Consider the following 26,759-nt stretch of genomic DNA (forward strand, 5'->3'; position numbering starts at 1 on the left):
ATAAAGTTTATTTCCTTTGAGATTTTTCCAGTTTTATTCGACTTTTTTCACTTCCAAATTTAACTTTTCCCTTTGTAACATATCTCTAATATGAACGACTATTCATATAAATAATCTTTTTATAGTAATGAAAAATACCAAAATTGCCTCATTACTTTTTGTTTTGTCTGCAGGAAGTATGATGTTTGCCCAAGATGACTTGATCAACAAATTAAAAAACAATCAATCTCAAAATGCTAATTTTCAGTTCACCGCGTTAAAAGACGTGGGAGCTACTTCAGTAAAAAACCAGGGTTCATCCGGGACATGCTGGAGCTATTCGGGGAATTCTTTCCTTGAATCCGAAATGCAGAGAATGGGTAAAAAACCTGTAGATCTTGCTGAAATTTTCACGGCAAGAAATTCTTACCACGATAAAGCTAAATTATATGTACTGAACAACGGAGCGATCAGCTGGGGAGACGGCGGCGAACTGCACGATGTAGTCAACATGTACAAAAAATACGGTGCTGTACCTCAGGATGTTTATACGGGACTAAAATCCGGACAGACCCTTAATAACTTTAAGGAAATGCAGGGGAAATTAAAACCTGTTTTAGACAGCCTTGTTCAGGCAGGATCAAAAGCACAGCTTACTGATAACTGGATGGATTCCGTAGATGCCATTCTGGATGAATATCTTGGAAAAGTTCCGGCTAACTTTACGTATGAAGAAAAAAATTACACTCCCAAGACATTCGCTAAAGAAGTTGTAGGAATCAATCCTGAAGATTATATCGAAATCTCTTCTTACAAAGATTATCCGTATTACCAGAAATTTGTAGTTCCTATTCCTGATAACTGGAGCCATGATTCTGACTGGAATGTTCCCATGAAAGATCTTACCGCTATTATCGACAACGCGGTGAACAAAGGATATTCTGTGGGATGGGCAACGGATGTTTCCGAGCCTTATTTCTCTTACAAAAATGGAGTGGCTTATGTTCCGGATATGGATCTGAACCAGATTACTGCAGACAACAAGCAGACTCTGTTCACTGAACCTAAAAAAGATAAAACCATTACGGAAGATATGCGTCAGAAAGGCCTGAACAACCTTTCTACAACGGATGACCACGGTATGCATATCGTAGGATTGGCAAAAGACCAGACCGGTAAGGAATATTATATGGTTAAAAATTCCTGGGGTGTAACCAATGATTTTGAGGGTTATCTGTATGTAACAAGACCGTATGTAGAATACAAATCGACGGCTATATTGGTTCATAAGAATGCTGTTCCAAAAAGCATCCTTAAACAGCTGAAGCCTACAAAAAATATCGGTTTATAATAAACAATCACTGTTACCGTGTTCACTACGGTAATTTTAGATATTTAAATCTGTTAAAACCGCGTTCCAATATTTTGGAGCGCGGTTATTTTTTATTGTCTTGATATTTTATTTCCATTATACTTCGCCATTTAGTGAAAATAGTATACTTTTATTATCCAACAAATTATTACCATATGAAAAATTTAAAAAAATTAGCAAAATCTGACTTAAGGAAAATCAATGGTGGAAATGCACCTGACTGCCCGTCAGGAACAACAGCCTGCTATATTCCGCCAACAAACGGTTTTCCATCCCGCTGGAAATGTATTTCAGACACTATGGAATGTCCGGATTAGGAACAATCAAAACCCGCTTTCAGAAATTCTGAAAGCGGGTTTCTTTTAAATAAATAGGTGAAAATTTATAATATAAAATAAAGAAAAAATATAATTTGTAAACGGTCAATTGTGAATGGTCAATTTTGCTTCGCAAGTGAATAGAAGTAACAATTCACTTAATTTCAACAAAAATAAAAACTGACAGCGAAGCAAATTCACCATTGCCCCCCCCTGCCTTAATACAGTTTCGCCATGCTTTCTGCGGAAAAGTCAAGAAGCTCTTCTGTATTTCCGGTTTTTATTTTCTGAACCCATTGAGGATCCTGTAAAAGTGCCCGTCCTACTGCAACAAGATCAAATTCTTCATTGTCCAGTCTTTTGATCAGTTCGCTAAGGTCGGTTTTTTCAGTTCCCTGTCCTGCGAAAGCACTCATAAAATCTCCTTTCAGTCCTACAGAACCTACGGTGATCGTCGGCTGCCCTGTAATTTTCTTTGCCCAACCGGCAAAATTTAAATCTGAACCTTCGAATTCCGGTTCCCAGAAACGACGCTGTGAACAATGGAAAATATCTACTCCGGCTTCTTTTAAAGGCAATAACCATTCTTCCATTTCTGTTGGATTAGCAGTCAGTCTGCTGCTGTAATCCTGCTGCTTCCATTGTGAAAGACGGAGAATAATAGTGAAATCCTCTCCTACTGCAGCTCTGATGGCTTTAATAACATCTACAGCAAAACGGTTTCTTTCTTTGATTGTTTTTCCTCCGTATTCATCGGTTCTTGTATTGGTTACTTCCCAAAAGAACTGATCGATAAGGTAACCATGTGCCCCATGAACCTCAACAACATCAAAGCCTAAATCTTTTGCAGATTTTGCAGAAGCAGCAAACTGTGCAATGGTATCCTGAATATCTTCTAAAGTCATGGTAGAAGCTTTCTCCATCGGAGCCAACGGATAATCTTCGGACATCCTTGTGTCTCCTACATGCCAGATCTGCGGACCCATTTTACCACCATTCTGATGAACGGCACTGATCACGTTTTTCCAGCCTGCCAATGCTTCATTTCCATAAAAATCAGGAATATTCTGCATGTTTTTTGAAGACGGCCTGTTGATCACGGTTCCTTCAGAAAGAATCAATCCCACTTCTGAAGCTGCCCTTCTTGAATAGTACTCTGCTATATTTTGGGTAGGAACTCCATTATCAGACTGTGCTCTGGTCATAGGAGCCATTACGATTCTGTTTTTAAGTTCCAGATTTTTGTAAACAAACGGTTTAAATAATGATTCTATACTCATTTTTAAATTGGTATTTTATAATTGTTACACAAAGTAACTAATAATAGTTCGTTTTTGTATCTTTTATCAAAAAAATAGTGGTAACTTCGCAGTAACTTACATTAGTAACATAAAAGTAACGCATGGTAAAGAGTGAACTGATGAAATACAGCTGTCCTCTGGGCAAAGCAATGTCTGCGCTGGGAAGCAAGTGGAAACCCATCATTGTATTGGTGATTAAAGACCGTAAGCTACGTTTCGGAGAACTTGCCGTAAGAATTAATGTGATCTCCAGAAAAGTACTGACCGATCAGTTAAAAGAAATGCAAAATGACGGATTAATTATCAGAGAAGAGTTTAAAGAGCTGCCTCCGAGGGTTGAATATTCTTTGACAGAAAAGGGACTGGCCTTGCTGCCGATTTTGTATTTGCTGGAAGAATGGGAGGCGAAATTTACTACTGAAGATTTTAATTCTGAAAAGAACTGTAGTTTATTGGATAAGGAAAACAGAATGGAAGCCAAAGTCTAGGTATTCTTTATTTCAGTATCAACATATTTGCAAAAGGGGTAATTTTTTGATTAGAAATTATTCGTAAATCTGCGCTGGAAATAGCTTTCTTCCATTGTTTCTGACTTAAAAAATGAAAGGCTCCAATATTAAAGAAAAGAAAATTGGTTACATCTCTAAATTGCTCTGAAACAATTATTACTCCATTATTTTTCAAAACCCTTTTTGCTTCTTTAAAGAATAAAACTCTCTGTTCATGATCTAAAATTTCATGCAATGCTGTTATAGCAAGAATTAGGTCTTGAGAGTTGTTTTCAAAGGGTAACTTATTGGGAATTATCTTTATTTCTTTAGGATTGGCTGGAAATATTTTTTTTGAGGTTTTAATTCCTTTTTCGTGTTCGTGCCTATTTCCGTAAATATCACAAACTGTTAAATTTAAGTTTGGATATTTCTTTTCCAATCTTTTTGATAAAGGGTCAAAACTAGCATGAATTAGAATTGCATTTTCTACTTTTCCAAAGTCAACAATTCCTTTTAAGCTTTTTAACTCATATAAATCCGACTTATCATAAAGAATAAAAGAAGCCATAAGTGAAGCGAATATATTCAAAACAATCAGAACGCTTAAAATTCTTAACAATAAAATAAGCAGGCCGGAATTGAACCAAAATGATAATAGAAAAAGAAGAAATGATACAACGGCTCCTAATACTATTTTTTGATAATTGAACAGAATGACTAGTTTGGTAATCTTCATATTATATAAATCACACTCAGTCACAAATGTACATATTTATATTTTTTGAAACATATTTCTTAACAAAAAACCGCTTCCAGAAGTTCTGAAAGCGGCTAATTTTATCTAAAAATCCCAATTAAAATATCGCAGGATATTTCTGAGGGTTTGTTTCATTAAACATCGCGTAGATTCTTTCTACCATATCATCTGAAGATGGCTTGCTGAAATAATCTCCGTCACTTGCATACGCAGGTCTGTGATCGTTGGCAGCAATTGTCAACGGATCTGAATCCAGGTATCTGAATGCTTTCTGCTTCTCAAGGATCTGCTGAAGAATAAACGCTGAAGTTCCGCCTTCCACATCTTCATCGATTACGACCAATCTGTTGGTTCTCTTCACGCTTTCAGCAATTTCATTCGTTAAATCGAAAGGAATTAACGACTGAACATCAATCACTTCTGCAGAGATTCCCAGTTTTTCCAATTGTTCTGCGGCATCCATTACAATTCTCCAGGTGGAACCGTAAGTTACCAGAGTAACATCTTTTCCTTCTTTGGTTACCTCAATTTTTCCTACAGGAACAGTGAATTCACCTAAGTTATCAGGCTGTTTTTCTTTTAATCTGTATCCGTTCAGACATTCAACGATAACCGCGGGATCATCACTTTGAAGCATAGTATTATAGAATCCTGCCGCTTTCGTTAAGTTTCTAGGTACCAGTACCAAAATTCCTTTAGAAAGGTTCAGAATTCCCGCCATTGGAGAACCTGAATGCCAGACGCCTTCCAGTCTGTGACCTCTTGTTCTGATGATTACTGGAGCTTTCTGACCGCCTTTCGTTCTGTATTGAACAGTCGCCAGATCATCACTCATTCCCTGTAAACAGTAAAGGATATAATCCAGGTACTGGATCTCAGCAATAGGTCTTAACCCTCTCATTGCCATACCGATACCCTGGCCAAGAATGGTCGCTTCACGGATTCCGGTATCTGCTACCCGTACTTCGCCGTATTTTTCCTGCATTCCTTCTAGTCCTTGGTTCACATCACCGATATTTCCGGCATCTTCACCAAATACTAAAGTTTCAGGATACTTTTCGAAAATCTTATCAAAATTATTTCTTATCACTACTCTTCCGTCCACTTCTTCAGAATTTTCCGAGAAAATAGGCTTCACCTCCATTACATTTTCAGCTTTCCACTGAGACTGTGAATATAAGTGAGAAGAATAGTTATCTTTTTCTATTTCAAAAACCTCATTGTACTTCTGCATCAATTGGGTTCTTTCTGCAGAATTTGTTCCTCTTGTTGCCAGTAAAGCCTTTCTTGTAAGGTGGAAAACATCTTTTTTAGCTTTTGAAACCAATTTATTGAACTGTGCAATATATCCTTCGATTTCAGCATTCTGACCTTTAAGGTTTTCAACCAACGGAAGAACAGACTGAACCAAATCCGTAATGGTTTTCTGGTAATTATCCCAGGCATTTTTCTGGCCTGCTTTTACTATTTTTTTAGCTTCTTCATCTATTGCATCCAACTCTTCTGCTGAAGCAATAATTTCTTCTTTTCCTTCGATTTCGATTGAATAATTCAGGATCCATTCTTTAAATTTCACCATTCCATCAAAATCTGCCTCCCAGGAAAGACGTTCTTCATTTTTATATCTTTCATGAGATCCTGAAGTGGAATGTCCCTGAGGTTGGGTCACTTCAATAACATGTACCACAACCGGAATACTTTCTGTTCTGGCAAAATGTTCAGCTCTGGCATAAGCATCCAGTAATGAAGGATAATCCCATGCTTTTACCTGAATAATTTCGCAGCCCTGATTTTCGCCTTCTTTTCTCTGGAAACCGCTTAACATTTCAGCAATGTCCGCTTTTGCTCTCTGGTTTCTGGTAGGAACTGAAATCCCATATCCGTCATCCCATATAGAAACAATCATTGGAACCTGAAGTGCACAGGCTGCATTCAGGGTTTCCCAGAAATGCCCTTCTGCTGTAGAGGCATCCCCGATTGTTCCGAAAGCCACTTCATTTCCTCCCTTTGAGAACTTTTCAGAACCGTCAAATTGTACACTTTTATACACTTTGGAAGCCTGAGCCAGTCCTAATAATCTGGGCATCTGTCCTGCTGTAGGGGAAATATCCGAAGAGATATTTTTCTGTGCCGTAAGGTCTTTCCAGCTTCCGTCTTTGTTTAAGCTTCTTGTGGCAAAGTGCCCGTTCATCTGTCTTCCAGCTGATGCCGGCTCTCTTTCAACGCTTGTATCTGCATACAGCTGTGCGAAAAAGCTTTCAACCGTTAAAGCATCTACTGCTAATGCAAAAGTCTGATCCCTGTAATATCCTGAACGGAAGTCACCATTTCTGAAAACTTTCGCCATGGCCAGCTGAGGAAGTTCCTTACCATCCCCAAAAATTCCGAATTTAGCTTTTCCTGTAAGCACTTCTCTTCTTCCAAGATAAGACATCTCACGCGATATCTTTCCTAACCTGTAATCTTCAAGTATCTGGTTTTTAAAGTCCTGGAAAGAAATTTGCTGTGTTTCAATATAGGTTGTCTGCATAGCTAGATATAAAAGTTTTTATTCTTCAAGTATGGCGCTAATATACAATTTTTAAATTAATTTTAATTTTCAATAATCTTTTTTAAAAATTTGATAATAAAAGAATTGTGTTTTATATTGTAAAAAATTGTAAATGATGGAAAAAAAATCAACCCACATCCTGAATGCATCCAGCAATCTTTTAGGTTTTTCCCTGATTATCATCACTTCCCTAAAAATCACTAAAATCAGTGGGAATACACATCTGGATGAGTTTGCGGGTATTGCATGCCTGTTATTTTCATGCAGCTGCTTTTTTTCGTTTATGGCGATCCGTACCAAAAGCGAAAAGCGGGAAAATAAATATGAGACCATTGCGGATTATCTATTTTTAATCGCTTTATTTTGTATTGTTTTAGCAGTTATTATTATGACTGTAAAAATAATTGATTAAATCTATAATCCAGAATCATTTCGTTTTTCAAAATTTTATTTTTCGTTGACTTGATGAACAATTAATATGTCTTTATAATTCAAGATTGACTGCATAAATTTAAATCAAATAAAAGAGATATTTTTTACACATTTTCATGATATTCCATTATAAAAATATAAATAATTAATATAATATCAATTATTATTTCTATAATGGAATAAAATTGATCATTATAACAAAACATTATATAACTTTAACTTAAATTATAAACAAATGAAAAAAAAGTATTCTCTGCTTTCGGTGTTTTAATAACAACTTGCCTTATCTACTCCCAGGTAGGGATAAATACCAGCAACCCACAAACAATTCTGCACATAGACGGTGCCAAGGATAACGCGGTAACGGGGGCTCCTACCGCAACTCAGCAAGTTAATGACTTTTCTGTCACTTCTGCCGCTAATGTAGGGATAGGAACCATTACCCCTAGTCAAAAGCTGGACGTGGCCTCTGGTAATGTCCGCATCCGTGATATTAATACCAATATAGGCGTCGGCGGAACCGACAGAGTGGTAGTAGCTGATGGAACCGGGGTATTAAAAACCATTAACTTTAATGATTATTCCTTATTCCATGCACGTTTGGCTAGTGACCAAAGCCATGTCAGTGGTAATATAACCACTCTTTTATTTGCCACACCTCTTGCAACGTCTCCGTATTATGCCTACAATAACACTACAGGAGTTTTAACTTTTAATCAGCCGGGAAATTATCTTGTCACCTTACAGGCCAGTTTTGCCAGTATAGCTACAGCTGGTACACAGCTGGTTTTAGGTATTCGCCCCGTTCCCGATGCCAATTATATAGCAAGGGGCAGCCATTACAATGCAGCTGTTACTTCCGCCACAATTGGTGAGCTGATGAATTACACTACCCTTGTGGTAATTCCAACAGCCGGATATCAAATTCGTTTCACCGCCGCAACTAATCAAAACTGTACTATTTTAGCAACAGAAACAGGAGCTACCGGAAGTGGGAATGTAACTAACGTAACGGTTCAGAAAATATAAAATCTCATTAATTTAAAAAACAGCCTGACGTTAACCGCGCTCAGGCTGTTCTATATATAAACCGGGGATATCGCTTTTTTCATGCTATAGATTAAGTGGTATTAAATTGTGTATTATTTAATTTATACAAAACATTTTATATATTTCACAAAATTTAGTTTTAAAAAAAGCCAAAATTTATCATAATATTAATCATTCTTTCTATAACGGTATAAAATTTGATTCCGAAATGAAATGTTAGATAACTTTAACATACAAGAGAAAAAAATTTAACTGATGAGAAAAAGAATTATTTCGATTCTTGGCGTTTTTTTAACGTCAAGCATTATCTACGCGCAAGTAGGTATAAACACAAACAATCCACAGGCCAGTTTTCATGTTGATGCAGCAAAAGACAATCCACTGTCAGGTGCGCCTTCGGCCACACAGCAGGTTAATGATTTTGTTGTAACAAGTACTGCTAACGTAGGCATTGGAACTACAAGCCCAACAGAGAAACTGGATGTAGCTTCAGGAAACGCACGAATCCGGAACATCAATTCAAACATTGGAATCGGAGGAACCGACAGAGTTGTAGTCGCTGATGCTACAGGTGTTTTGAAAACCATTAATTTTAATTCGTATTCATTATTCCATGCAAGGTTAGCAGCCAACCAAACAGCTTCGATTTCAATTACAACGTTACTATTTTCCGCACCGCTTGCTACTTCTCCCTATTACAGTTATAGTCCCTCAACAGGTGTTTTAACGTTTAATCAGGCGGGCAATTATCTGGTAACTCTACAGGCTAGTTTTGCCAGTGCTCCGGTTGGCACACAATTATTAATAGGAATAAGACCAGTTCCGGATGCAAATTATTTAGGCAGAGGAAGTCACTACAATGCTGTAGCTACAGGAGCCAGCATCGGAGAATTAATGAACTATACTACATTGCTGATCATTCCAACTGCCGGTTATCAAGTGCGGTTCACGGCTGCTCCTAATCAAAACTGCACCGTTCTGGCAACTGAAACGGGAAGTACAGGAAGTGGAAATGTCACCAATGTTACTATACAAAAAATTTAAAAATCAAAATCTACCATATTATCAATCATTCTTTCTGGATACAATTGATAAGCAGAATTGGAATGTTGGTAATTCTAACATACAAAAAGAAAAAAATTATATCGATGAGAAAAAAAACTATTTCGTTTATTGGCGTTTTCTTAACGTCAGGTATTATCTATGCACAAATAGGTATAAACACAAACAATCCACAAGCCAGTTTTCATGTTGATGCAGCAAAAGACAATCCAACGTCAGGTGCACCTTCTGCCGCACAGCAGGTTAATGATTTTGTTGTAACAAGTACTGCTAACGTAGGTATTGGAACTACAAGCCCAACAGAGAAACTGGATGTAGCTTCAGGAAATGCACGAATCCGGAACATCAATTCAAACATTGGGATCGGAGGAACAGACAGAGTTGTAGTAGCTGATGCTACAGGTGTTTTGAAGACTATAAATTTCAATTCTTATTCTTTATTTCATGCCCGCCTTACAGCTAATCAAAGTTTGTCAACTTCTACCATTACTACTTTATTATTTTCCGCGCCGCTGGCTACTTCTCCTTATTACAGTTATAGTACCTCAACAGGTGTTTTAACGTTTAATCAGGCGGGGAATTATCTGGTAACTCTACAGGCCAGTTTTACAAATATGGCAGCAGGAACCCAGTTACTGCTGGGGATAAGACCTGTTCCGGATGCAGATTATCTGGGAAGAGGGAGCCATTACAATGCTGCTGCTAATTCAGGAAATGTGGGAGAATTAATGAATTACACTACATTACTGATTATCCCTACAGCAGGCTATCAGGTTCGTTTTACGGCTGCTCCCAATCAAAATGCTACTGTTTTAGCTACTGAAACCGGAAGTACCGGAAGCGGTAACGTGACCAATGTAACGGTTCAGAAAATATAAAAAAACAAAAATCGGAATGCTGATCCCATTCCGATTTTTTTATTTATGATTTCACTTCTTAAAACTTTCTTTCAATTACATAATCAAGCATACTGTGCAATGATTTTTTGGCTTCCGAGTCAGGAAATTCGTTGAGAATATCTTTGGCTTTCTGCTGGAAATCTTTCATCACTTTTATGGCATAATCCATACCTCCGGAATTTTTGACAAAGTCTATAAGCTCCTTAACGCGTTTCGGATCATTATTGTAACGTTTGATGGTATTGAAGTAATATTTACGTTCTTTTTCACCAGCTATTTTTAAAGTATGAATTAAAGGAAGGGTCATTTTTTGCTCCTTAATATCAATACCTACAGGCTTCCCGATGACATTGGAACTCAGATAATCGAAAAGATCATCCTTGATCTGGAAAGCCATTCCCGTATAGGTTCCGAAGTTCATCATTTTTTTAGCCAGAGCTTCATCTGCATTATTGGACAGAACCCCTATTTCACAACAGGCAGCAATTAAAGTAGCTGTTTTCTGACGGATAATTTCATAATAAACATCTTCGGTAATATCCAGCTTTCTGGCCTTTTCAAGCTGTAAAAGCTCACCTTCGGACATTTCACGGATCGTTCTGGAAATCACTCCCAAAAGGTCATAATCTTTATGATCTGTGGAAAGCAATACGGATTTTGACAAAAGATAATCTCCTACTAAAACCGCAATTTTATTCTTCCATAAAGCATTGATTGAAAAGAAATTACGGCGTTTAAAGCTTTCATCTACCACATCATCGTGCACAAGAGTTGCGGTATGGATCAGCTCGATCATGGAAGCTCCGCGGTAGGTTTTTTCATTAACATCACCTATCAGCTTTGCGCAAAGGAATACGAACATAGGACGCATCTGCTTTCCTTTGGTAGTAACAATAAAACGGGTTACTTTATCCAATAAAGGCACTTTGCTCTGCATCGATTCATAAAACTTCTGCTCGAAAAGTTTCATTTCCTCATTGATCGGTCGTTTGATTTCTTCTACGATGTTTGCCAAAATCTGTGAATGAAAGGTAAATACTTATTAATTCTCACAAAGATAATTTTTTTCACGCAATTTCAGGACAAAATTAATCTTTGAGTTCTCCATTTGGAATAAAATAAAGTGACGGCTGTGCACTTCCCAATCCTGACCTGAATTTTTCCCCTGAAATATAGATTCCTGATTCATTAACAGCAATGCCTTCAATCTGCCCTATTGCCAAAGCACTCCCCAGATAATAATGTTTCGGTTTTTCTTTAAAAAAGATGCCGGGTTCTGTTTCCTTAAAAACATTAAGAAAAACTTCCGTTTTCTTGGTATAGCCTACCAGATAAAGCTTTCCGTCAAAATAAGCAGCATCCGTTACTACAAAATTGGTTTTGTAAGATTCCGTTTTCTCTGCTTTCTGCTTTTCAGATATCTTAGGATCAATAATATAATGAGAGGTTGATTTTGATTTCCATTCTTTGGTAAACAGATGCAGCTTTCCGTTCAGGTAAATCATCGCTTCAGCATCAAAATCATTATCAGTATATTTGGGGATGAATTCTGTCTGCTCCGGATAATAGTATGATATTTTAGTAATAGAATCATTCTTTACATCACCGTTTTCAAAAGGCAGTTTATAGATTTCCAGATCTCTTCTTATTCCTCCATTATTTCCAATATCTCCAATGTAGAAATTCCTTCCGTCATTAGTCAAAGCCTCCCAGTCTTTGTTTTTAGCATTGATTGTGAATGTATTTTTAAGAGTGCCGGAAGTTTGATCCAGTTCAAAAATTTCCGGAGCATTGCCGCTGTCATTGAATGTATACAGCTTACCATTCATAATATTCAGTCCTGATGTTTCCCGGATTTTATCATCCAGATAACCGACTCTGTATTTTCTAATTTTTAAAAATTCTGTCTGCTGCGAAAATGAAGTTTGAAAAATAATAACAGCAACGAGAAGAATGAATTTTTTCATAGAACAAAAATAAGCGTTTAAGGAGAACTGGAGAACTTTTTCGAGAGTATCAGTCAGATTTATTTTTGCTTTTGCTCCTGCTTCTTTACATAATCTTTCTGATATTGTCTTACCGTTTTTCCCGTACCGTCATGTCTCCACCCGGGAGAATTAAAAATATAATTGATCCTATCGGAAAACTTCAGTCCAGGCTGCCTGATATCTTTCCAGATTTTTCTCCACTCATAGAGAAGAACAGTGCCAGGCTTATGGTCAGGCATTTTTGGATAAATTCCATATTTCACGGGTACATCCGGATCTTCCTTTTCAAAAGTTCCGAATATTTTATCCCAGATGATGAGGCACATGCCCATATTTCTATCGAGATATTTGATGTTGCAGGCATGATGTACTCTATGATGTGAAGGAGTTACCAGAATATATTCCAGAATCCCCAGTTTCTTTACAGTCTGTGTATGTACCCAGGTCCCGTACACTTGTCCAATGGCATAAACCACCATAATATGCCACGGATTAAAGCCTAAAAAAGCAAGCGGGGAAAAATAAAGATACCTGTACAGGGGTTGCAGTACGGGACTTCTAAAGCCTGTTGTAAGATTGAAATACTCTGAATTGTGGTGGGTAATGTGAACTGCCCAGAACGCCCTGGAATGATGATCTACATAATGCAGTACATAATAGGCAAAATCTGTAATCACAAAACAGATGAGCCAGTACCAGACCGTAAAATCCCATGTGAAAAGCCTGTGATTATAAAAGAAAAACATGACGCCCATGGCAAAAGCCTTCATGATCAGGTCCAGCCCGAAATTCATTAAAGCAAGATAAACACTTGTGGCAACATCTTTCCCGTTGTACAGTTTAGCCTCAGAAACGTGACTGTAGATCATTTCAGTCAAAATAACGGCAGCATGAAACGGAATAGCCCATGCGTAAACGTTCTCCAAACCGTCTTCGCTCATAAAGAAGTCCATAGTAAACTTTCTACTTTACGTAAAGGTAGGATTTTAGGAAATTATCAGGGAAAATTTTGAATTTTTTAAGGAAATTTTAATCGGTGGTTTTATTCGCCAACTGCCCACACGCTGCATCAATGTCTCCGCCGCGGCTTTTTCTGATCATTACAGTAATCCCGGCATTTTCCAGCTGGCGTACATAATTATCTTCCGCCTGCTTATTGCACTGATCATATTTTCCGTCTCCGATAGGGTTATACTGAATAAGATTTACTTTGGAAGGAACCTGTTTACAATATCTGATCAGAGCTTTGATATCTTCATCCCCGTCATTGATCCCTTTCCATACACAGTATTCGAAAGTAATGACAGAGCCTGTTTTTTGGTACCAGTACTGAAGTGCCTCCATAATATCCGTCAATGGAAATTTATCCGAAAAAGGCATAATCTCATTCCGTTTAGACTCAATAGCAGAGTGAAGCGAAAGGGCCAGCTTTACACGAAGCTCATCGTCTGCCAGCATTTTGATCATCTTTGGAATTCCGGATGTAGAAACGGTAATTCTTCTTGGCGACATTCCCAAACCTTCCGGCTGGGTAATTTTTCTGATGGCTTCCACTACATTTTTGTAATTCATCATCGGTTCTCCCATACCCATAAAAACGATATTGGAAAGCGGTCTGTCAAAATACATTTTGCTTTGGCTGTCGATCAGGGCCACCTGGTCTACGATTTCGGCTACTTCAAGGTTTCTCATTCTTTTGAGCCTTGCCGTTGCACAGAATTCGCAGTTTAATGAACATCCTACCTGTGAAGAAACGCAGGCTGTGGTTCTTGTTTCTGTAGGAATAAGAACAGATTCCACCAGCAGTCCGTCGTGAAGCTTCACACCGTTTTTGATAGTTCCGTCTTTGCTTCTCTGAAGCTGATCTACAGAAACTGGGTTAATGGTGTATTCCTCGGAAATTTTTTCGCGAAGAGATTTCGAAAGATTCGTCATTTCATCAATCGAATGGAGATTTTTACTCCATAACCAGTCATAAACCTGTTTCGCACGAAACGGTTTTTCCCCTAAAGTCAAAAAATAGTCTTTAAGCTGATCTAGTGATAAAACTCGGATATCTTTCATTATAGGTTGTAGGTATTAGGGTTTAGGATTTAGGGAACAAACTAAGCCCTAAATCCTAATTCCTATTATCTTTTTATAGGATTAACATGGCGTCACCGTAAGAATAGAATTTATACTTTTCTTTTACGGCTTCTTCATAAGCATGCATGATAAAATCTTTTCCGGCAAACGCAGCAATCATCATCAATAATGTTGATTTCGGCGTGTGGAAATTGGTGATCATTGAGTTGGCAACTCCAAAATCGTGAGGCGGATAAATGAATTTATTCGTCCAACCGTTGAATGCAGAGATCTTTCTGTTTGAAGAAACAGAAGTTTCCAATGCTCTCATCGTTGTAGTACCTACCGCACAGACTCTTCTGTGAGCTTCTACCGCTTTATTGATAATGTCAGCATTTTTCTCGTCGATAATAATTTCTTCAGACTCCATTTTGTGCTTGGAAAGATCTTCCACCTCGATCGGGTTGAAAGTTCCCAAACCAACGTGAAGCGTTACTTCAGCGAAATCAATTCCTTTGATCTCCAATTTCTTCATCAGATGCTTGGAGAAGTGAAGACCTGCTGTAGGTGCAGCTACGGCTCCTTCTATTTTTGCATAGATTGTTTGATACCTTTCTGCATCTTCCGGCTCTACTGCTCTTTTGATATATTTCGGAAGTGGAGTTTCTCCTAATTCCTTCAGTTTTGTTCTGAATTCGTCATAAGAACCATCGAATAAGAATCTTAATGTTCTTCCTCTTGAAGTTGTGTTATCAATTACTTCAGCTACCAAAGATTCATCTTCAGTAAAGAATAATTTGTTACCGATTCTGATTTTTCTCGCAGGATCTACAAGAACGTCCCATACTCTGGTTTCTTTATCCAGCTCTCTTAAAAGGAAAACTTCAATTTTAGCACCTGTTTTTTCTTTATTTCCATAAAGACGTGCAGGAAAAACCTTAGTATTGTTGAAAATGAACAGATCTTTCTCGTCGAAATAATCCACAACATCTTTAAACAGCTTATGCTCAATGGTTTCTGTTTTTCTGTTAAGAACCATTAATTTGGCTTCGTCTCTGTGTTCAGATGGGTGTTCTGCTAATAATTCCGCAGGAAGATCAAAATTAAAATCTGATGTTTTCATTTTTTTAAATTACGGTTTAAAAATTATTAAAATTACAAGTGTAATTTTCGGTGTGCAAATATACGACATTCAATACCCCTTTGTCAAGTATTATTTAAAATCAAATATAAAACCGTGATTTTACGGTGATCTATGAAGGAAAAAAAGATTATTTTTGGAAATATTTAAAAAAAATTACACTATGAGCAAATATTCATTGGAAGCTTTCGTCAACGAAACTAAAGAAAATCCACAACAGAGAGATTATTTTGAGCTTGAAACGCCCCATATGCTGGAAATTAACCTCAACAATCAGGCGGTTTGGACCAAAAGAGGAAGTATGGTAGGCTATGTAGGAGGCATCAACTTCGAAAGACAGGGAATGCTGGCAGGAGGTATTGGTAATCTTTTAAAGAAAGCGATCAGCGGTGAAGGAACCAAACTGATGAAAGCCGAAGGAAACGGCAAACTGTATGTGGCAGATGCCGGAAAGAAAGTGCGTATCCTTTATCTGGATAATGAATCGGTATGTGTGAATGGAAATGATGTTCTCGCTCACGAACAGACTGTAAAAAGCGACATCACGATGCTTAAAAGTGTTGCCGGAATGATGGCCGGCGGCCTTTTCCAGGTAAAACTTTCCGGAACCGGGCATATTGCCATAACGACTCATGGTGAACCATTAACTCTTATGGTAACCCCGGACAATCCTGTTTTCACAGATCCTAATGCGACAGTAGCATGGTCCGGTAATTTAAGCCCTGATCTGAAAACCAATGTTTCTTTTAAAAGCCTTATCGGAAGAGGAAGCGGTGAAGAATTCCAGATGAAGTTTTCCGGAAACGGATGGGTACTGATCCAGCCATACGAAGAAGTATATTTCACAGAAAAATAATATATAGAAACAGATGATTGTAAAACGGCTGCTCTTCCTATCCGGAGGCAGCCATTTTTTATTTACCGTTAAGACTGAACCCCGAAATCACATCTCCAAACGCTAAAACTCTCCTACTCCAACCCCCAAACCTGAATCCCATGCCCGCCACCTCGCAACTTTTTAATATATTTAATAAAAAAATTTTTAATGGACACCACCTCTTCACGCAGAAATTTTATTAAAACCGCTGCCCTGGCAAGCTTTGGAGCATTGGTTTTACCTAATTCTTTATTTGCCTATTCCAATGATTTTAAATCAGATAAAAAAATCCGTGTCGGTTTTATCGGTGTAGGTCTCCGCGGACAAGAGCATGTAAAGCTGCTGGCAAAACGTAATGACGTAGAAATTGTAGCTTTTGCAGATCCTGATAAGCGAATGCTTCTTGCTTCTCAGAAAATACTGAAAGACAATAATAAATCTGCCGCCCAGGAATTTTCAAACGGTGAATATGATTACCGGAATCTTTTAAAATTAAAAACCATTGATGCTGTTGTCATTGCTACTCCATGGGAATGGCATCTTCCACAGGGAACGGAAGCGATGAGAGCCAGAAAGATTGTAGGAATGGAGGTTTCCGGGGCAATAAAGCTTCAGGATTGTTGGGAGTTTGTTAAGGTATATGAAGAAACGAAGGTTCCTATTTTTATGATGGAGAATGTTTGTTACCGAAGAGATATCATGGCTGTTCTGAATATGGTCCGTAAGGGGATGTTCGGAGAGCTGGTTCATGGAAGAGGCGGCTATCAGCATGATTTAAGAGGAGTCCTTTTCAATGACGGAGTTACGCCTTACAATTCCGGTGCTGAATTCGGAGAGAAAGGGTTCAGCGAGGCCCACTGGAGAACGGAGCATTATGTAAAACGCAACGGAGAGCTTTATCCAACACACGGATTGGGCCCTGTGGCAGTGATGATGGATATTAACCGTGGGAACCGCCTGACGAGGCTTTCATCATTCTCTTCAAAGTCTGTTGGACTGCACAAATATATCGTGGAACATCCTAAGGGCGGTGAAAATCATCCGAATACCAAAGCAAAATTCAATCAGGGTGATATTGTCACCACACAGATTGCCTGTGCCAACGGTGAGACCATCCTTTTAACCCATGATACAAGTTTGCAGAGACCTTATGATCTTGGGTTCAGGGTACAGGGAACGGAAGGTCTGTGGCAGGATTTCGGCTGGGGAGATTTCAACCAGGGGCATATTTATTTTGAAAAAACAATGAATCACAGCCACCGATGGGAGAATACAGAAAAATGGATGAAAGAATTTGATCATCCTATGTGGAAAAAATTTGAAAGTACGGCTGCAGGTGCAGGACACGGCGGAATGGATTTCTTCGTTATGAATACCTTCATCGAATGTATCAAACGAAATATAGAATTCCCGATGGATGTATATGATCTTGCTCTATGGTATTCTATTACACCACTCAGCGAGGAATCTATTGCTAAAGGAGGCCAGGCTGTTGATATTCCGGATTTCACCAACGGAAAATGGAAAACCCGTAAACCTGTATTTGGAATGACCGATGAATTCTAAAAAAACATTACTCATATTGGCAGGCGGCCTGGGAAGCCGTTATAAAGGCCTGAAACAGATAGACGGAATATTGGATAACGGCTCACCAATCATGGAATATTCCCTATATGACGCATTGGAAGCAGGTTTCAGCAAAATGGTGGTGGTAGTGAACAGGCTAATTCCTCAAAGCTATATTGACCGATTGAATATCATATCCGGAAAAGCAGATTTTGAGCTTCACTGGGTGTATCAGGAAAAAGAAAATTTCCTGCCACCGGATTTTGATTTCTCACAGCGGGAGAAACCATGGGGAACCGGCCATGCTGTTCTCTGTGCAAAAAATGTTGTGCAGGAACCTTTTGTTATGATCAATGCCGATGATTTTTATGGAAAAGAAGCCTATCAGCTGGCAGCTGAAGAAATTGATATGCATATTTCAGGAGCGCAGTTCGGAATGGCTGCCTACCCAGTGGGCACTACTTTGAGTGGAAATGGAAATGTAGCCCGGGGAATATGTACTTTAGATGCTGAAAATTATCTCGTAAAAATAGAAGAACAGACTTCTATCCGAAAGGAAGGAAATCTGATTATGTATACTGAAAAAGGAAAGGATACGGAAATAGATCCCGATGCACTTATATCTATGAATTTTTTTATTTTTCATCCGAATATTTTTAATGCTCTTGAAACTTATTTTAATGATTTTATAAAGTCGGACCCGGAATTATCAGAGGAATTTTATATTCCTTCAGCCGTACAGAGAATGATTGATGAGAAAAAGGCAAAGGTATTGGTAAAAGCTTCTCCTTCGCAATGGATGGGTGTTACCTATGCAGATGATAAAAGCAGTATTAAAGATTTTCTGACATCAGAGATCAAAAAAAACAGATATCCTGAAGATTTATGGAATTAAAACAAATTGTGGCCGGATATACCGGAACTGAAGACTGTACGGTCACTCCTATCGCTAATGGGCTGATCAATACGACCTATTTAGTGGAAGACCCTGATTCTGAGGAAAAATTTATCCTTCAAAAATTCAACACCCAGGTTTTTCAGTTTCCGGAAGTCATTACCCGGAATCATATCCTGATCAACAGAATGCTGGAAAACGGAAACTATCCGCTGCAGCTTGTAAAACCGAAAGAATCTTTATCGGGTCACTATATTCTGAAAGATGAACACGGGGAATCGTGGAGAATGCTTAGCTTTATTGAAGATACAAGAACTTTCTTTAAGATTCCGGACATAAAAACCGCCTATGAATCAGCAAAGGCTGTGGGATGCTTTTTAAATACGGTAAATCCTGAACATCTTCCGGACATTCAGTCCCCAATTCCTGATTTCATTAATTTTGAAAAAAGGATCCTGGATTACCAGTCATCTTTACGATATGCGAATGAAGATCTGCTGAAGGATGCCGGACCGGAAATCGAAACAATGAACGGACTGCTTTTTCTTCCTCAAAAATGGATAGAAATGGAAAAAAACGGCCTGTTGCCCAAAAGAATTATACATGGGGATCCCAATGTAAGAAATATTCTTTTTGATGAGAATTCGAGGCCCCTGGCTGTTATTGACCTGGATACGGTAACGGTATCTACAATTCTGTACGATTTCGGTGATATGGCGAGATCTTATACCAATACTTTGGATGAGGATAATGGATATGCGGATCATAATTTTAATCCCCATATTTACAGAACCGTAAAAGATGGATTTCTGTTATATTTAAAAGATAAACTGACTTTTGAAGAGCTTGAAAACCTTGACTATGCAGCGCAGACTGTCATTTATATTCAGGCAATCCGTTTTCTCACCGATTATCTGACCGGAAATAAATATTATTCAACAAGATATACTGAACACAATCTGGACAGGACAAGAAATCAGCTGGAGTTGCTGAAAGGTCTGAGAAAATACCTGCGTATTGATTAGCTTCCCCACTGATCTCACGAATTGCTACACAATGCTGTCATTGCGAGCGAAGCGAAGCAATCTCATAGGAAAATTTTTATAGTCTCTATCCGTAATAGTAACTGTTTTTAAACTGAGATTGCTTCGCTTCGCTCGCAATGACAGGGGAAAGTTTCGGCGCGGGGAGCTACGCTCGCCGCGCCGAAACTTAAGCTTTTGAAAATCTCTAATTTTCACCTTTTAACTGATCTAATTAACTGATCTAAAATTTTTAAGAAACACATAATATTCTGTGCCTTTTTTGTGGTTAAAAATTTAAATCAGGAACTCCAAAATCTTTTTCCATTCTTCCAGTTTCTTTTCAAAAGATACGGTATGAAGAGGGCTTGTGGAAGGAAGCTGAAAAATGGGTAATCTAAAGTTCTTTCCTAAAATTTTCTGCAGGTTTTTGTATGATTTTCCTCCGTTGCAAAAAATAGCTTTGATATTGGGATGCTCCTCTAGAAGCTCATCAATCCGGTTGGCTTCTTCATTTCTGATCTCCGAATCCAGGCTTCCTTTTCTTTCGCAGGAATCGATAACGTCCCAGACAGCTATGTGATGTTTCTTTAAAATATTTATCCGTTCAGCATAATCTTCAGTAAATTTCTCATTGAACAGTTCAAAAATAATAGTCCAGAATTTATTTTGAGGATGTGCATAATACTGCTGTTTTTCCAAAGATTTTACTCCGGGAATTGAACCTAAAATTAAAATTTCAGACTGATCATCGATTATTGGCGGAAACGAGGAAATTCTGTTTTGCATATTCAAATATATAAAATTTGGCTAAAGCCTTTCAAATTTGAAAACAAAAAGCGGGCTAAAGCCCGCTCCTATTGATTTTTGAAAATTTGGAAATTAATATTTCCTTATACTTATTTACATTTTTAATTACAAAGTTTCCTTTAGCCAGTCGAAGAATTCTCTCTGCCATACCAATCCGTTTTGAGGATGAAGTACCCAGTGGTTTTCGTTCGGGAAATAAACTAATTTAGATTTCAGTCCTCTTAACTTCGCTGCCTGGAAAGCCTCCTGTCCCTGCTCGTAAGGTACACGGAAATCGATTCCTCCCTGAACAATCATGATAGGTTTGTTCCATTTTTCAACGAAATTGCTTGGATTGAATTCTGTATATGCCTTCGGAAGCGGTTTTTCCCATGGAGAACCAAGGTCCCAGTTCGCAAACCAAAGCTCTTCTGTAGTAAGGTACCATGATTTCATGTCGAACAAGCCATCATGTGCAATGAATGTTTTGAATCTGTTTTCGTGGATCCCTGCTAACATGAATACACTGTATCCTCCATAACTTGCTCCTACTGCGGCTACTCTTTCACCGTCTACGTAAGGTAAAGTTTTTGCGAAATCTGTTGCTGCCAGGTAATCTCTCATCGGCTGTCCACCCCAGTCTTTAGAAATTTCTTCGTTCCATTTTGTTCCCCATCCCGGCATTCCTCTTCTGTTGGGAGCAACAATGATATATCCGTTAGCTGCCATTAAAGAGAAATTCCATCTTGTGCTGAAATACTGTGTAAGTGCAGATTGTGGGCCTCCCTGGCAATAGACCAGTGTAGGATATTTTTTACTTGGATCAAAGTTCGGTGGATAATGGAACCATACCCCCATTTCTTTTCCGTCCGATGTTTTCACCATCTTCAGCTCAGATTTCCCCTGAGCCAGCTTGGCGTAAGCATCTTTATTGACTTCGGTCACCTGCTTCATTTCACCGTTTTTCAGGTTGACAGAAAATAATTCCGTTGCATGGTTTATATCTGTTTTTCCTACTAAAAGTGAGGATTTATTGTCAGTGAAAATCTCATTCACATCAAAATCACCTTTTGTGATCTGCTGTACTTTTGCAGCCTTAGGATCTAAAGAAAAAAGCTGTTTTGTTCCTCTGAATGCTGCCGTAAAATAGATGGATTTTGAATCTCCGCTCCAGAATACATCTCCTGAAACACTTTCATCCCAGCCAGCAGTAAGATTCGTTGTTTTCCCGGACTTCCAGTCCATGATTTTCACATCATTTTTGTCGGCTTCATACCCGTCTCTGGCCATACTTTGCCAAACAAGTGATTTCCCGTCCGGACTAAATTTTGGATTAACATCATATCCTGGATTCGATTCTGTTAAATTCTTTGTTGTCCCTGAAGCCAGATCGTAGGCAAAAATATCTGTGTTGGTGCTTGTAGAGTATTCCTTCCCGCTTTTAGGTTTTGTAACATATAAAAGATGTGAAGAATCCGGACTCCAGATAAAATCTTCTGTTCCTCCGAAAGGTCTTTGAGGAGAATCCCATGTTTTACCTTCCAACAGGTCTTTTGCAGATTCTGCTTTATCCGTGGTATTCACTACAAATACATGGTTATATTTCCCTTCATTGAAATAATCCCAGTGTCTGTGGTTCAGGTCTGTATATACCTGAGCTGTCGTTTTAGGAGTATCGCTGTATTTGTCTTTCCCCATTAATTTTTCTACGAGAACCTGTTTGCTGAATGCAATTTTTTTACCGTCCGGAGAGATCACAATATTATCTGCTTCCCCGATGGTGTAAAATTCAGTCCAGGATTTTCCGTTGTCTTTTGAAAGGAAAATCTTATCTCCTTCCTGTGCATAAATCCCGTTTTTATCCCACTGAATAAGGGCTTTTTTACCGAAATCTATTTTGGAAGACTGGTTATTGAGAACATTGAGAAAATAATTCTCATTTTTTGTTTTTTCTGTTTTCAGATCTACCTGTCCCACTTTATAGATCAGTGAAGACTGATCCGGTGAAACGGCCTGCACTCCTACTTTTTTCAAAGTCCAAAGAATTTCAGGTGTCATTAACTGTTGTGCATTCATTAAGAGCGGAGCTGCCAAAGCCAGCAGACTGTACTTAAGTTTCATATGTTGATATACATTTTTAACGGAATTATAGAATCGTTCTGATTTCATCAATCCCTTTTAATTAATTCAAAGATGGCCAAAGTTAATATTTAAAATAAAAAGAAGCGAAAGAATTAACATTAAAGTTTTGATTTATCCTGTATTCAGTACAAATATTTCTGAAATGATATTTCCCGGTTTAAAGCAATAAAAAAGTCTGCCGTAGAAACAGCAGACCTATGATTGTATTATATTGGATCAATTAATCTCCGTCTGAAAACATGGAATTGGCCAGTGAAGTCACAAAGGACAGCAGCACACTGAAGATTAATGCCCACCAGAAGCCGTCTACCACCATACTGTCTATAAAATAATCTGCAATCAAAATGATCACCGCGTTGATCACTAATGCAAACAATCCTAAAGTAATAATTGTAAGCGGCAGCCCAAAAAGGCCCAAAATAGGTTTTACAAAAATATTTAATACTCCCAATACGATGGCAAAAATAATGGCCGAAGAAAATCCTTCGAAATGTACACCCGGAAGCACCTTAGTCAAAAGGTAGGCAATGATCGCTGTAATGAACAGCCTGATAATTAAGTTCATATTATTATTTTTTAATGTTATGGTATTTACGTTGCAAATCCTGTTCCAATTACTCTTAAAAAAAGCCGGTAATCCCTGTATTTACCGAATATTTTTGGCTGCGGTTCTATTTATTTGATCCTCATCATAGTTACCAATGAAGTCGCTACATGACTTTCTGAACCGGTACTTTCATCAAGAACATAAATTTCAGTTCTTACCACGATAATTTTTGCGCCACCTTTTATAACATAAGACCTCGATATTAGGGCATCTCCCAATGCGGGACGAAGGTAGTTGACTTTCAACTCAACGGTCACTACATAGCAATCATCTTTGTAATGACTTACTGAGGCATATCCTGAAGAAACGTCCACCAGAGAAGCGATCATAGCCCCATTGAACATTCCGGCTTTACGGGTCATCATTTCCATTTTGGGAATTTTGATCGAGACAAAATCAGTATCTACTTCCAGCAATTCGGCATTGTAAAATTTCAATGTTTCTGAGCGGCCGAAGCTGTCTGTGATGAGTTTCTTTTTTTCTGGAGTCATGAATAGTATTTTAATCTGAATCTAAATACAAAGTACACAAATGTTTTTCAGAAATACCAGAAAATTCAAAACAAGTTTACTTCTTAGCGCTGAATTTCAAATAATACAGTTAGTTTTTCAACCACAAAAGTCACAAAAGCTTATTGAACACTTAAGTATTTTTAAGTTAAATATATTGCGTATAAAAAGGACACTTAAGTTTCTATGAAATCTTTGATTTTCACGACACCTGTTGTTTATTGGACAATTATTCCCATCCTCTGGAGGGGTGGCGAAAATTCAAAGAATTTTTGACGGGGTGGTTTCCAAAAACACTTACAAAAAATAGTAGCTTTGCAGTAAACAGTATCCATATGATCACAACAAAGATCTTCACCTTTTTAAGCCTGCTGGTTTGCTGTATTTTTCAGGCTCAGACCCTGCATCTGTACGGCGGCTCCAACCAGGATCAATATCTTGGCTGCTTAAACTGTGATACATTTGATAAAGATTCTATCTGGAATTCTTTCGGTGATTACGGAAATGTGCTCAGCTCAAAATCCATTTGGAACGGTTATGGAAACTACGGAAGCTCATACAGCACCTATTCTCCGTGGAGCAGCTATGCGTCTTATCCTCCGGCAATTGTTGATCAGGATGGCAATTTTTTCGGTTACCTTACTTTAAACACCTATAAATCCGAAAGATCAGAGCTGGAATTGGCGCAGATCTTATGCAAATACCATGAGGTCATCAAAAAAGACATCAGTGGATGGTACGATAAACTATTCCGTTAAATTTACGAAAGCTGTACCTGGAAATCTTCTCCCAGTGCTAAAACGCCTTCTGTTAAGGCTTCAGAATGTGTTGTAAATCCTTTCAGCTTTGAAGTTTTTCCTTTTAAAACAAGATCTAGAAGCTGTTTATCTGATAATTTTTTTCCGAAAATATCAAAAGTAATTTTAAAACCACAGTTCTTGAAATCAGAGCATCCTACAGCTGCTTTCCCTTTGATCAGGTGATGTTCTTTACATTTCGGACATTGGGTTTCTTCCCAGGACTGAAGCTCTTTTTTTACGGCAGGCTCGCGTTTTTTCTTTTCTATAACCTCTTCCTTTTCTTCGTACAGTGTAATTACTTTTCCTTTTCCATACACCACTTTTTCGGTGAGTTCCGTTACCATCTGAATCAGTTCTTCTTTGAACTGGTTGGCTTCATATTCTCCTTTTTCAATTTTACGGAGTTTTGATTCCCATTCTCCGGTTAGCTCGGGGCTTTTCAGCAGTTCGTCTTCAATGGTATCAATTAACTGAATTCCGGTTTGGGTAGCAATCAGATTTTTCCTTTTCTTTTCAATATATTTCCTTTTGAAAAGGGTTTCAATGATATTGGCACGGGTAGACGGTCTTCCGATTCCGTTATTCTTCAGAAGCTCACGTAATTCCTCATCCTCCACTTGTTTTCCGGCAGTTTCCATCGCTCTCAGCAGAGTTGCCTCGGTGTATGGTTTGGGTGGTGTTGTTTTTCCCTGGTGGATCATCGGGTCGTGCGGCCCGGTTTCTCCAACGGTAAATTCAGGAATAGTCTGTTCTTCTTCCTTCTCTTTTTCTTTATCTGCAGATTCTTCTTTGGGCTCTTTGGCATATACCGCTCTCCACCCCGGTTCCAGGACCTGTCTTCCGCTTGTTTTGAAGGGAATAGTTCCCACTTTTCCTTCCACCAGTGTATTGGAAATTTTACATTCAGGATAAAAAACAGAAATAAAACGTTTTGCAATCAGGTCATAAACCAGCTTTTCCTCCCTGCTCAGGTTTTGGGAAGGCGGAACCTCCGTAGGGATAATCGCATGGTGATCAGTTACTTTCGTATCGTCAAAAACAGCTTTTGACTTAGGAATGGGTGCTTCTAATAGCGGGGAAATCAGATCCTGATAAAAATGCATTTTCCGAAGAATGCCCTCTATTTTCGGATACAGACTTTCGGATAGATAAGTGGTGTCCACACGCGGATAAGTGACATGCTTTTTTTCGTACAGGCTTTGGATATAATTTAAGGTATTTTCTGCAGAGTAGCCATATTTTTTATTGGCTTCTACCTGAAGTCCTGTTAAATCAAAAAGTCTCAGATTTTTTTCTTTTCCTTCTTTTATCTCAAAAGAAACGATCTCAAAAGGATTCAGTTTAAGATATTCAAGCCCTTTTTCAGCACGGTCTAAGGTTTTTAAACGGTCAATCGCTGCATTGAAAATTACGTCACGGTATTTGGTTTTAAGTTCCCAATATTCTTCGGTATTGAATGCATCAATCTCTTTCTGACGCTGCACCAGCATCGCCAATGTGGGTGTCTGTACCCTTCCGATGGAAAGAACGGCTTTATTACCGCCAAATTTCTTGGTGAATAATCTTGTTGCATTTATTCCCAGCAACCAGTCGCCAATCGCTCTTGCATTTCCTGCCAGATACAGATTTTTATAGTCTTCAGCAGGTTTCAGATTTTCAAAACCTTCTTTAATTGCTTCTTCAGTAAGGGACGAGATCCATAAACGCTGAATGGGTTTATTGCATTTTGCTTTCTGCAGAACCCATCGCTGGATCAGTTCGCCCTCCTGTCCGGCATCACCACAGTTAATGACCTCATCACAATCTTCCACTAATCTTTCGATGACCTTGAATTGGTTTTCAACCCCTTTATTGGGAATTAATTTGATTCCAAAACTGGCGGGGATGATGGGTAACAAAAACAAATTCCAGGATTTATACTGGGGACCGTAATCATGAGGTTCTTTTAGGGTACAAAGATGCCCGAACGTCCATGTCACACAGTATCCGTTACCTTCCATATAGCCCTGTTTAGGCGTTGTAGCACCTAATACTTTGGCGATATCTCTGGCAACACTGGGCTTTTCGGCAATACAAAGTTTCATGAATTTCGGAATTATTGAAGGGGGACAAAAGTCGGGATTTTTTTTGGATTTTGCTAATTTAGTT

General features: G+C 38.3%; 25 protein-coding genes. 12 read left to right on the forward strand and 13 right to left on the reverse strand.

Annotation, left to right across the window (positions count from 1 at the left end; translation table 11 throughout):
• Positions 1 to 127: 127 nt before the first annotated feature.
• Positions 128 to 1,330 carry an aminopeptidase C gene (locus J4Q03_RS13660; RefSeq protein WP_426048691.1) on the forward strand — a complete coding sequence of 401 codons (1,203 nt, stop codon included), beginning with the start codon at positions 128 to 130 and terminating at the stop codon, positions 1,328 to 1,330.
• Between the two features lie 176 nt (positions 1,331 to 1,506).
• A complete protein-coding gene (locus J4Q03_RS13665; RefSeq protein WP_426048692.1) occupies positions 1,507 to 1,668 on the forward strand; it encodes a bacteriocin-like protein in 162 nt (53 codons plus the stop codon).
• Between the two features lie 218 nt (positions 1,669 to 1,886).
• Here the strand turns inward: J4Q03_RS13665 and J4Q03_RS13670 are convergent, their stop codons facing one another.
• Positions 1,887 to 2,948: an NADH:flavin oxidoreductase gene (locus J4Q03_RS13670; RefSeq protein ID WP_426048693.1), complete on the reverse strand. Its 1,062-nt coding sequence runs from the start codon at positions 2,946 to 2,948 to the stop codon at positions 1,887 to 1,889.
• Positions 2,949 to 3,070: 122 nt separating this feature from the next.
• Here J4Q03_RS13670 and J4Q03_RS13675 point away from each other — a divergent pair, with 122 nt between their 5' ends.
• Complete coding sequence (locus J4Q03_RS13675) at positions 3,071 to 3,457, forward strand: winged helix-turn-helix transcriptional regulator (protein ID WP_426048694.1); 387 nt, start codon at positions 3,071 to 3,073, stop codon at positions 3,455 to 3,457.
• A 7-nt stretch (positions 3,458 to 3,464) separates the two neighbouring features.
• On the opposite strand, the gene J4Q03_RS13680 is transcribed toward J4Q03_RS13675, so the two are convergent.
• Together J4Q03_RS13680 and J4Q03_RS13685 are read right to left on the reverse strand one after the other, a co-directional pair.
• A complete protein-coding gene (locus J4Q03_RS13680) occupies positions 3,465 to 4,196 on the reverse strand; it encodes a class I SAM-dependent methyltransferase (RefSeq protein WP_426048695.1) in 732 nt (243 codons plus the stop codon).
• A gap of 118 nt (positions 4,197 to 4,314) precedes the next feature.
• Positions 4,315 to 6,747, reverse strand: coding sequence for an alpha-ketoacid dehydrogenase subunit alpha/beta (locus tag J4Q03_RS13685; protein ID WP_426048696.1), 2,433 nt, complete (start codon positions 6,745 to 6,747; stop codon positions 4,315 to 4,317).
• 133 nt (positions 6,748 to 6,880) lie between these two features.
• Between J4Q03_RS13685 and J4Q03_RS13690 the strand changes: the two genes are divergently transcribed.
• The 4 genes from J4Q03_RS13690 to J4Q03_RS13705 all read left to right on the forward strand — a co-directional run bounded on the left by J4Q03_RS13690 (position 6,881) and on the right by J4Q03_RS13705 (position 10,190).
• On the forward strand, positions 6,881 to 7,180 hold the full coding sequence (locus tag J4Q03_RS13690; RefSeq protein ID WP_426048697.1) for a hypothetical protein: 300 nt from the start codon (positions 6,881 to 6,883) through the stop codon (positions 7,178 to 7,180).
• Positions 7,181 to 7,662: 482 nt separating this feature from the next.
• Positions 7,663 to 8,229: a hypothetical protein gene (locus tag J4Q03_RS13695; protein ID WP_426048698.1), complete on the forward strand. Its 567-nt coding sequence runs from the start codon at positions 7,663 to 7,665 to the stop codon at positions 8,227 to 8,229.
• Positions 8,230 to 8,505: 276 nt separating this feature from the next.
• Positions 8,506 to 9,294: a hypothetical protein gene (locus J4Q03_RS13700; RefSeq protein ID WP_426048699.1), complete on the forward strand. Its 789-nt coding sequence runs from the start codon at positions 8,506 to 8,508 to the stop codon at positions 9,292 to 9,294.
• Between the two features lie 104 nt (positions 9,295 to 9,398).
• Positions 9,399 to 10,190 carry a hypothetical protein gene (locus tag J4Q03_RS13705; RefSeq protein ID WP_426048700.1) on the forward strand — a complete coding sequence of 264 codons (792 nt, stop codon included), beginning with the start codon at positions 9,399 to 9,401 and terminating at the stop codon, positions 10,188 to 10,190.
• 58 nt (positions 10,191 to 10,248) lie between these two features.
• On the opposite strand, the gene J4Q03_RS13710 is transcribed toward J4Q03_RS13705, so the two are convergent.
• From J4Q03_RS13710 to queA, 5 genes are all read right to left on the reverse strand, one after another.
• Entirely contained in the window at positions 10,249 to 11,226 is a 978-nt protein-coding gene (locus J4Q03_RS13710; protein ID WP_426048701.1) for a polyprenyl synthetase family protein, read from the reverse strand.
• A 73-nt stretch (positions 11,227 to 11,299) separates the two neighbouring features.
• Positions 11,300 to 12,178, reverse strand: coding sequence for a hypothetical protein (locus J4Q03_RS13715; protein WP_426048702.1), 879 nt, complete (start codon positions 12,176 to 12,178; stop codon positions 11,300 to 11,302).
• A gap of 59 nt (positions 12,179 to 12,237) precedes the next feature.
• The gene (locus J4Q03_RS13720; protein WP_426048703.1) at positions 12,238 to 13,152 is read right to left on the reverse strand and encodes a sterol desaturase family protein; all 915 of its coding nucleotides are present in this window, start codon (positions 13,150 to 13,152) and stop codon (positions 12,238 to 12,240) included.
• 76 nt (positions 13,153 to 13,228) lie between these two features.
• Positions 13,229 to 14,263, reverse strand: a complete 1,035-nt coding sequence (gene rlmN, locus J4Q03_RS13725; RefSeq protein ID WP_116011186.1) for a 23S rRNA (adenine(2503)-C(2))-methyltransferase RlmN — start codon at positions 14,261 to 14,263, stop codon at positions 13,229 to 13,231.
• Positions 14,264 to 14,336: 73 nt separating this feature from the next.
• Positions 14,337 to 15,386 carry a tRNA preQ1(34) S-adenosylmethionine ribosyltransferase-isomerase QueA gene (queA, locus tag J4Q03_RS13730; protein WP_426048704.1) on the reverse strand — a complete coding sequence of 350 codons (1,050 nt, stop codon included), beginning with the start codon at positions 15,384 to 15,386 and terminating at the stop codon, positions 14,337 to 14,339.
• A 181-nt stretch (positions 15,387 to 15,567) separates the two neighbouring features.
• Here queA and J4Q03_RS13735 point away from each other — a divergent pair, with 181 nt between their 5' ends.
• The 4 genes from J4Q03_RS13735 to J4Q03_RS13750 all read left to right on the forward strand — a co-directional run bounded on the left by J4Q03_RS13735 (position 15,568) and on the right by J4Q03_RS13750 (position 19,767).
• Positions 15,568 to 16,260, forward strand: a complete 693-nt coding sequence (locus tag J4Q03_RS13735) for an AIM24 family protein (RefSeq protein WP_426048705.1) — start codon at positions 15,568 to 15,570, stop codon at positions 16,258 to 16,260.
• Between the two features lie 189 nt (positions 16,261 to 16,449).
• On the forward strand, positions 16,450 to 17,847 hold the full coding sequence (locus J4Q03_RS13740; protein WP_426048706.1) for a Gfo/Idh/MocA family protein: 1,398 nt from the start codon (positions 16,450 to 16,452) through the stop codon (positions 17,845 to 17,847).
• Positions 17,837 to 18,742 (forward strand): sugar phosphate nucleotidyltransferase, encoded by a 906-nt coding sequence (locus tag J4Q03_RS13745; protein WP_426048707.1) that lies wholly within the window; start codon positions 17,837 to 17,839, stop codon positions 18,740 to 18,742. Before J4Q03_RS13740 ends, J4Q03_RS13745 begins: the two co-directional genes overlap by 11 nt.
• On the forward strand, positions 18,733 to 19,767 hold the full coding sequence (locus J4Q03_RS13750; protein ID WP_426048708.1) for a phosphotransferase enzyme family protein: 1,035 nt from the start codon (positions 18,733 to 18,735) through the stop codon (positions 19,765 to 19,767). The genes J4Q03_RS13745 and J4Q03_RS13750 overlap by 10 nt, the downstream gene beginning before the upstream one ends.
• Positions 19,768 to 20,061: 294 nt before the next feature.
• Here the strand turns inward: J4Q03_RS13750 and J4Q03_RS13755 are convergent, their stop codons facing one another.
• The 4 genes from J4Q03_RS13755 to J4Q03_RS13770 form a co-directional block, all read right to left on the reverse strand.
• A complete protein-coding gene (locus tag J4Q03_RS13755; protein ID WP_426048709.1) occupies positions 20,062 to 20,553 on the reverse strand; it encodes a DNA-deoxyinosine glycosylase in 492 nt (163 codons plus the stop codon).
• A 126-nt stretch (positions 20,554 to 20,679) separates the two neighbouring features.
• Entirely contained in the window at positions 20,680 to 22,674 is a 1,995-nt protein-coding gene (locus J4Q03_RS13760) for an alpha/beta fold hydrolase (protein WP_426048710.1), read from the reverse strand.
• Between the two features lie 241 nt (positions 22,675 to 22,915).
• Entirely contained in the window at positions 22,916 to 23,260 is a 345-nt protein-coding gene (locus J4Q03_RS13765) for a phage holin family protein (RefSeq protein ID WP_116011194.1), read from the reverse strand.
• A gap of 110 nt (positions 23,261 to 23,370) precedes the next feature.
• Positions 23,371 to 23,793: a PaaI family thioesterase gene (locus J4Q03_RS13770; protein WP_034750279.1), complete on the reverse strand. Its 423-nt coding sequence runs from the start codon at positions 23,791 to 23,793 to the stop codon at positions 23,371 to 23,373.
• A gap of 353 nt (positions 23,794 to 24,146) precedes the next feature.
• On the opposite strand from J4Q03_RS13770, the gene J4Q03_RS13775 reads away from it, so the two are divergent.
• Positions 24,147 to 24,569 carry a hypothetical protein gene (locus J4Q03_RS13775; RefSeq protein WP_426048711.1) on the forward strand — a complete coding sequence of 141 codons (423 nt, stop codon included), beginning with the start codon at positions 24,147 to 24,149 and terminating at the stop codon, positions 24,567 to 24,569.
• Between the two features lie 2 nt (positions 24,570 to 24,571).
• On the opposite strand, the gene J4Q03_RS13780 is transcribed toward J4Q03_RS13775, so the two are convergent.
• On the reverse strand, positions 24,572 to 26,695 hold the full coding sequence (locus tag J4Q03_RS13780) for a DNA topoisomerase 3 (protein ID WP_426048712.1): 2,124 nt from the start codon (positions 26,693 to 26,695) through the stop codon (positions 24,572 to 24,574).
• Positions 26,696 to 26,759: the final 64 nt, after the last annotated feature.

It is taken from the genome of Chryseobacterium sp. NFX27 (assembly GCF_049887855.1).
Lineage (GTDB): Bacteria > Bacteroidota > Bacteroidia > Flavobacteriales > Weeksellaceae > Chryseobacterium.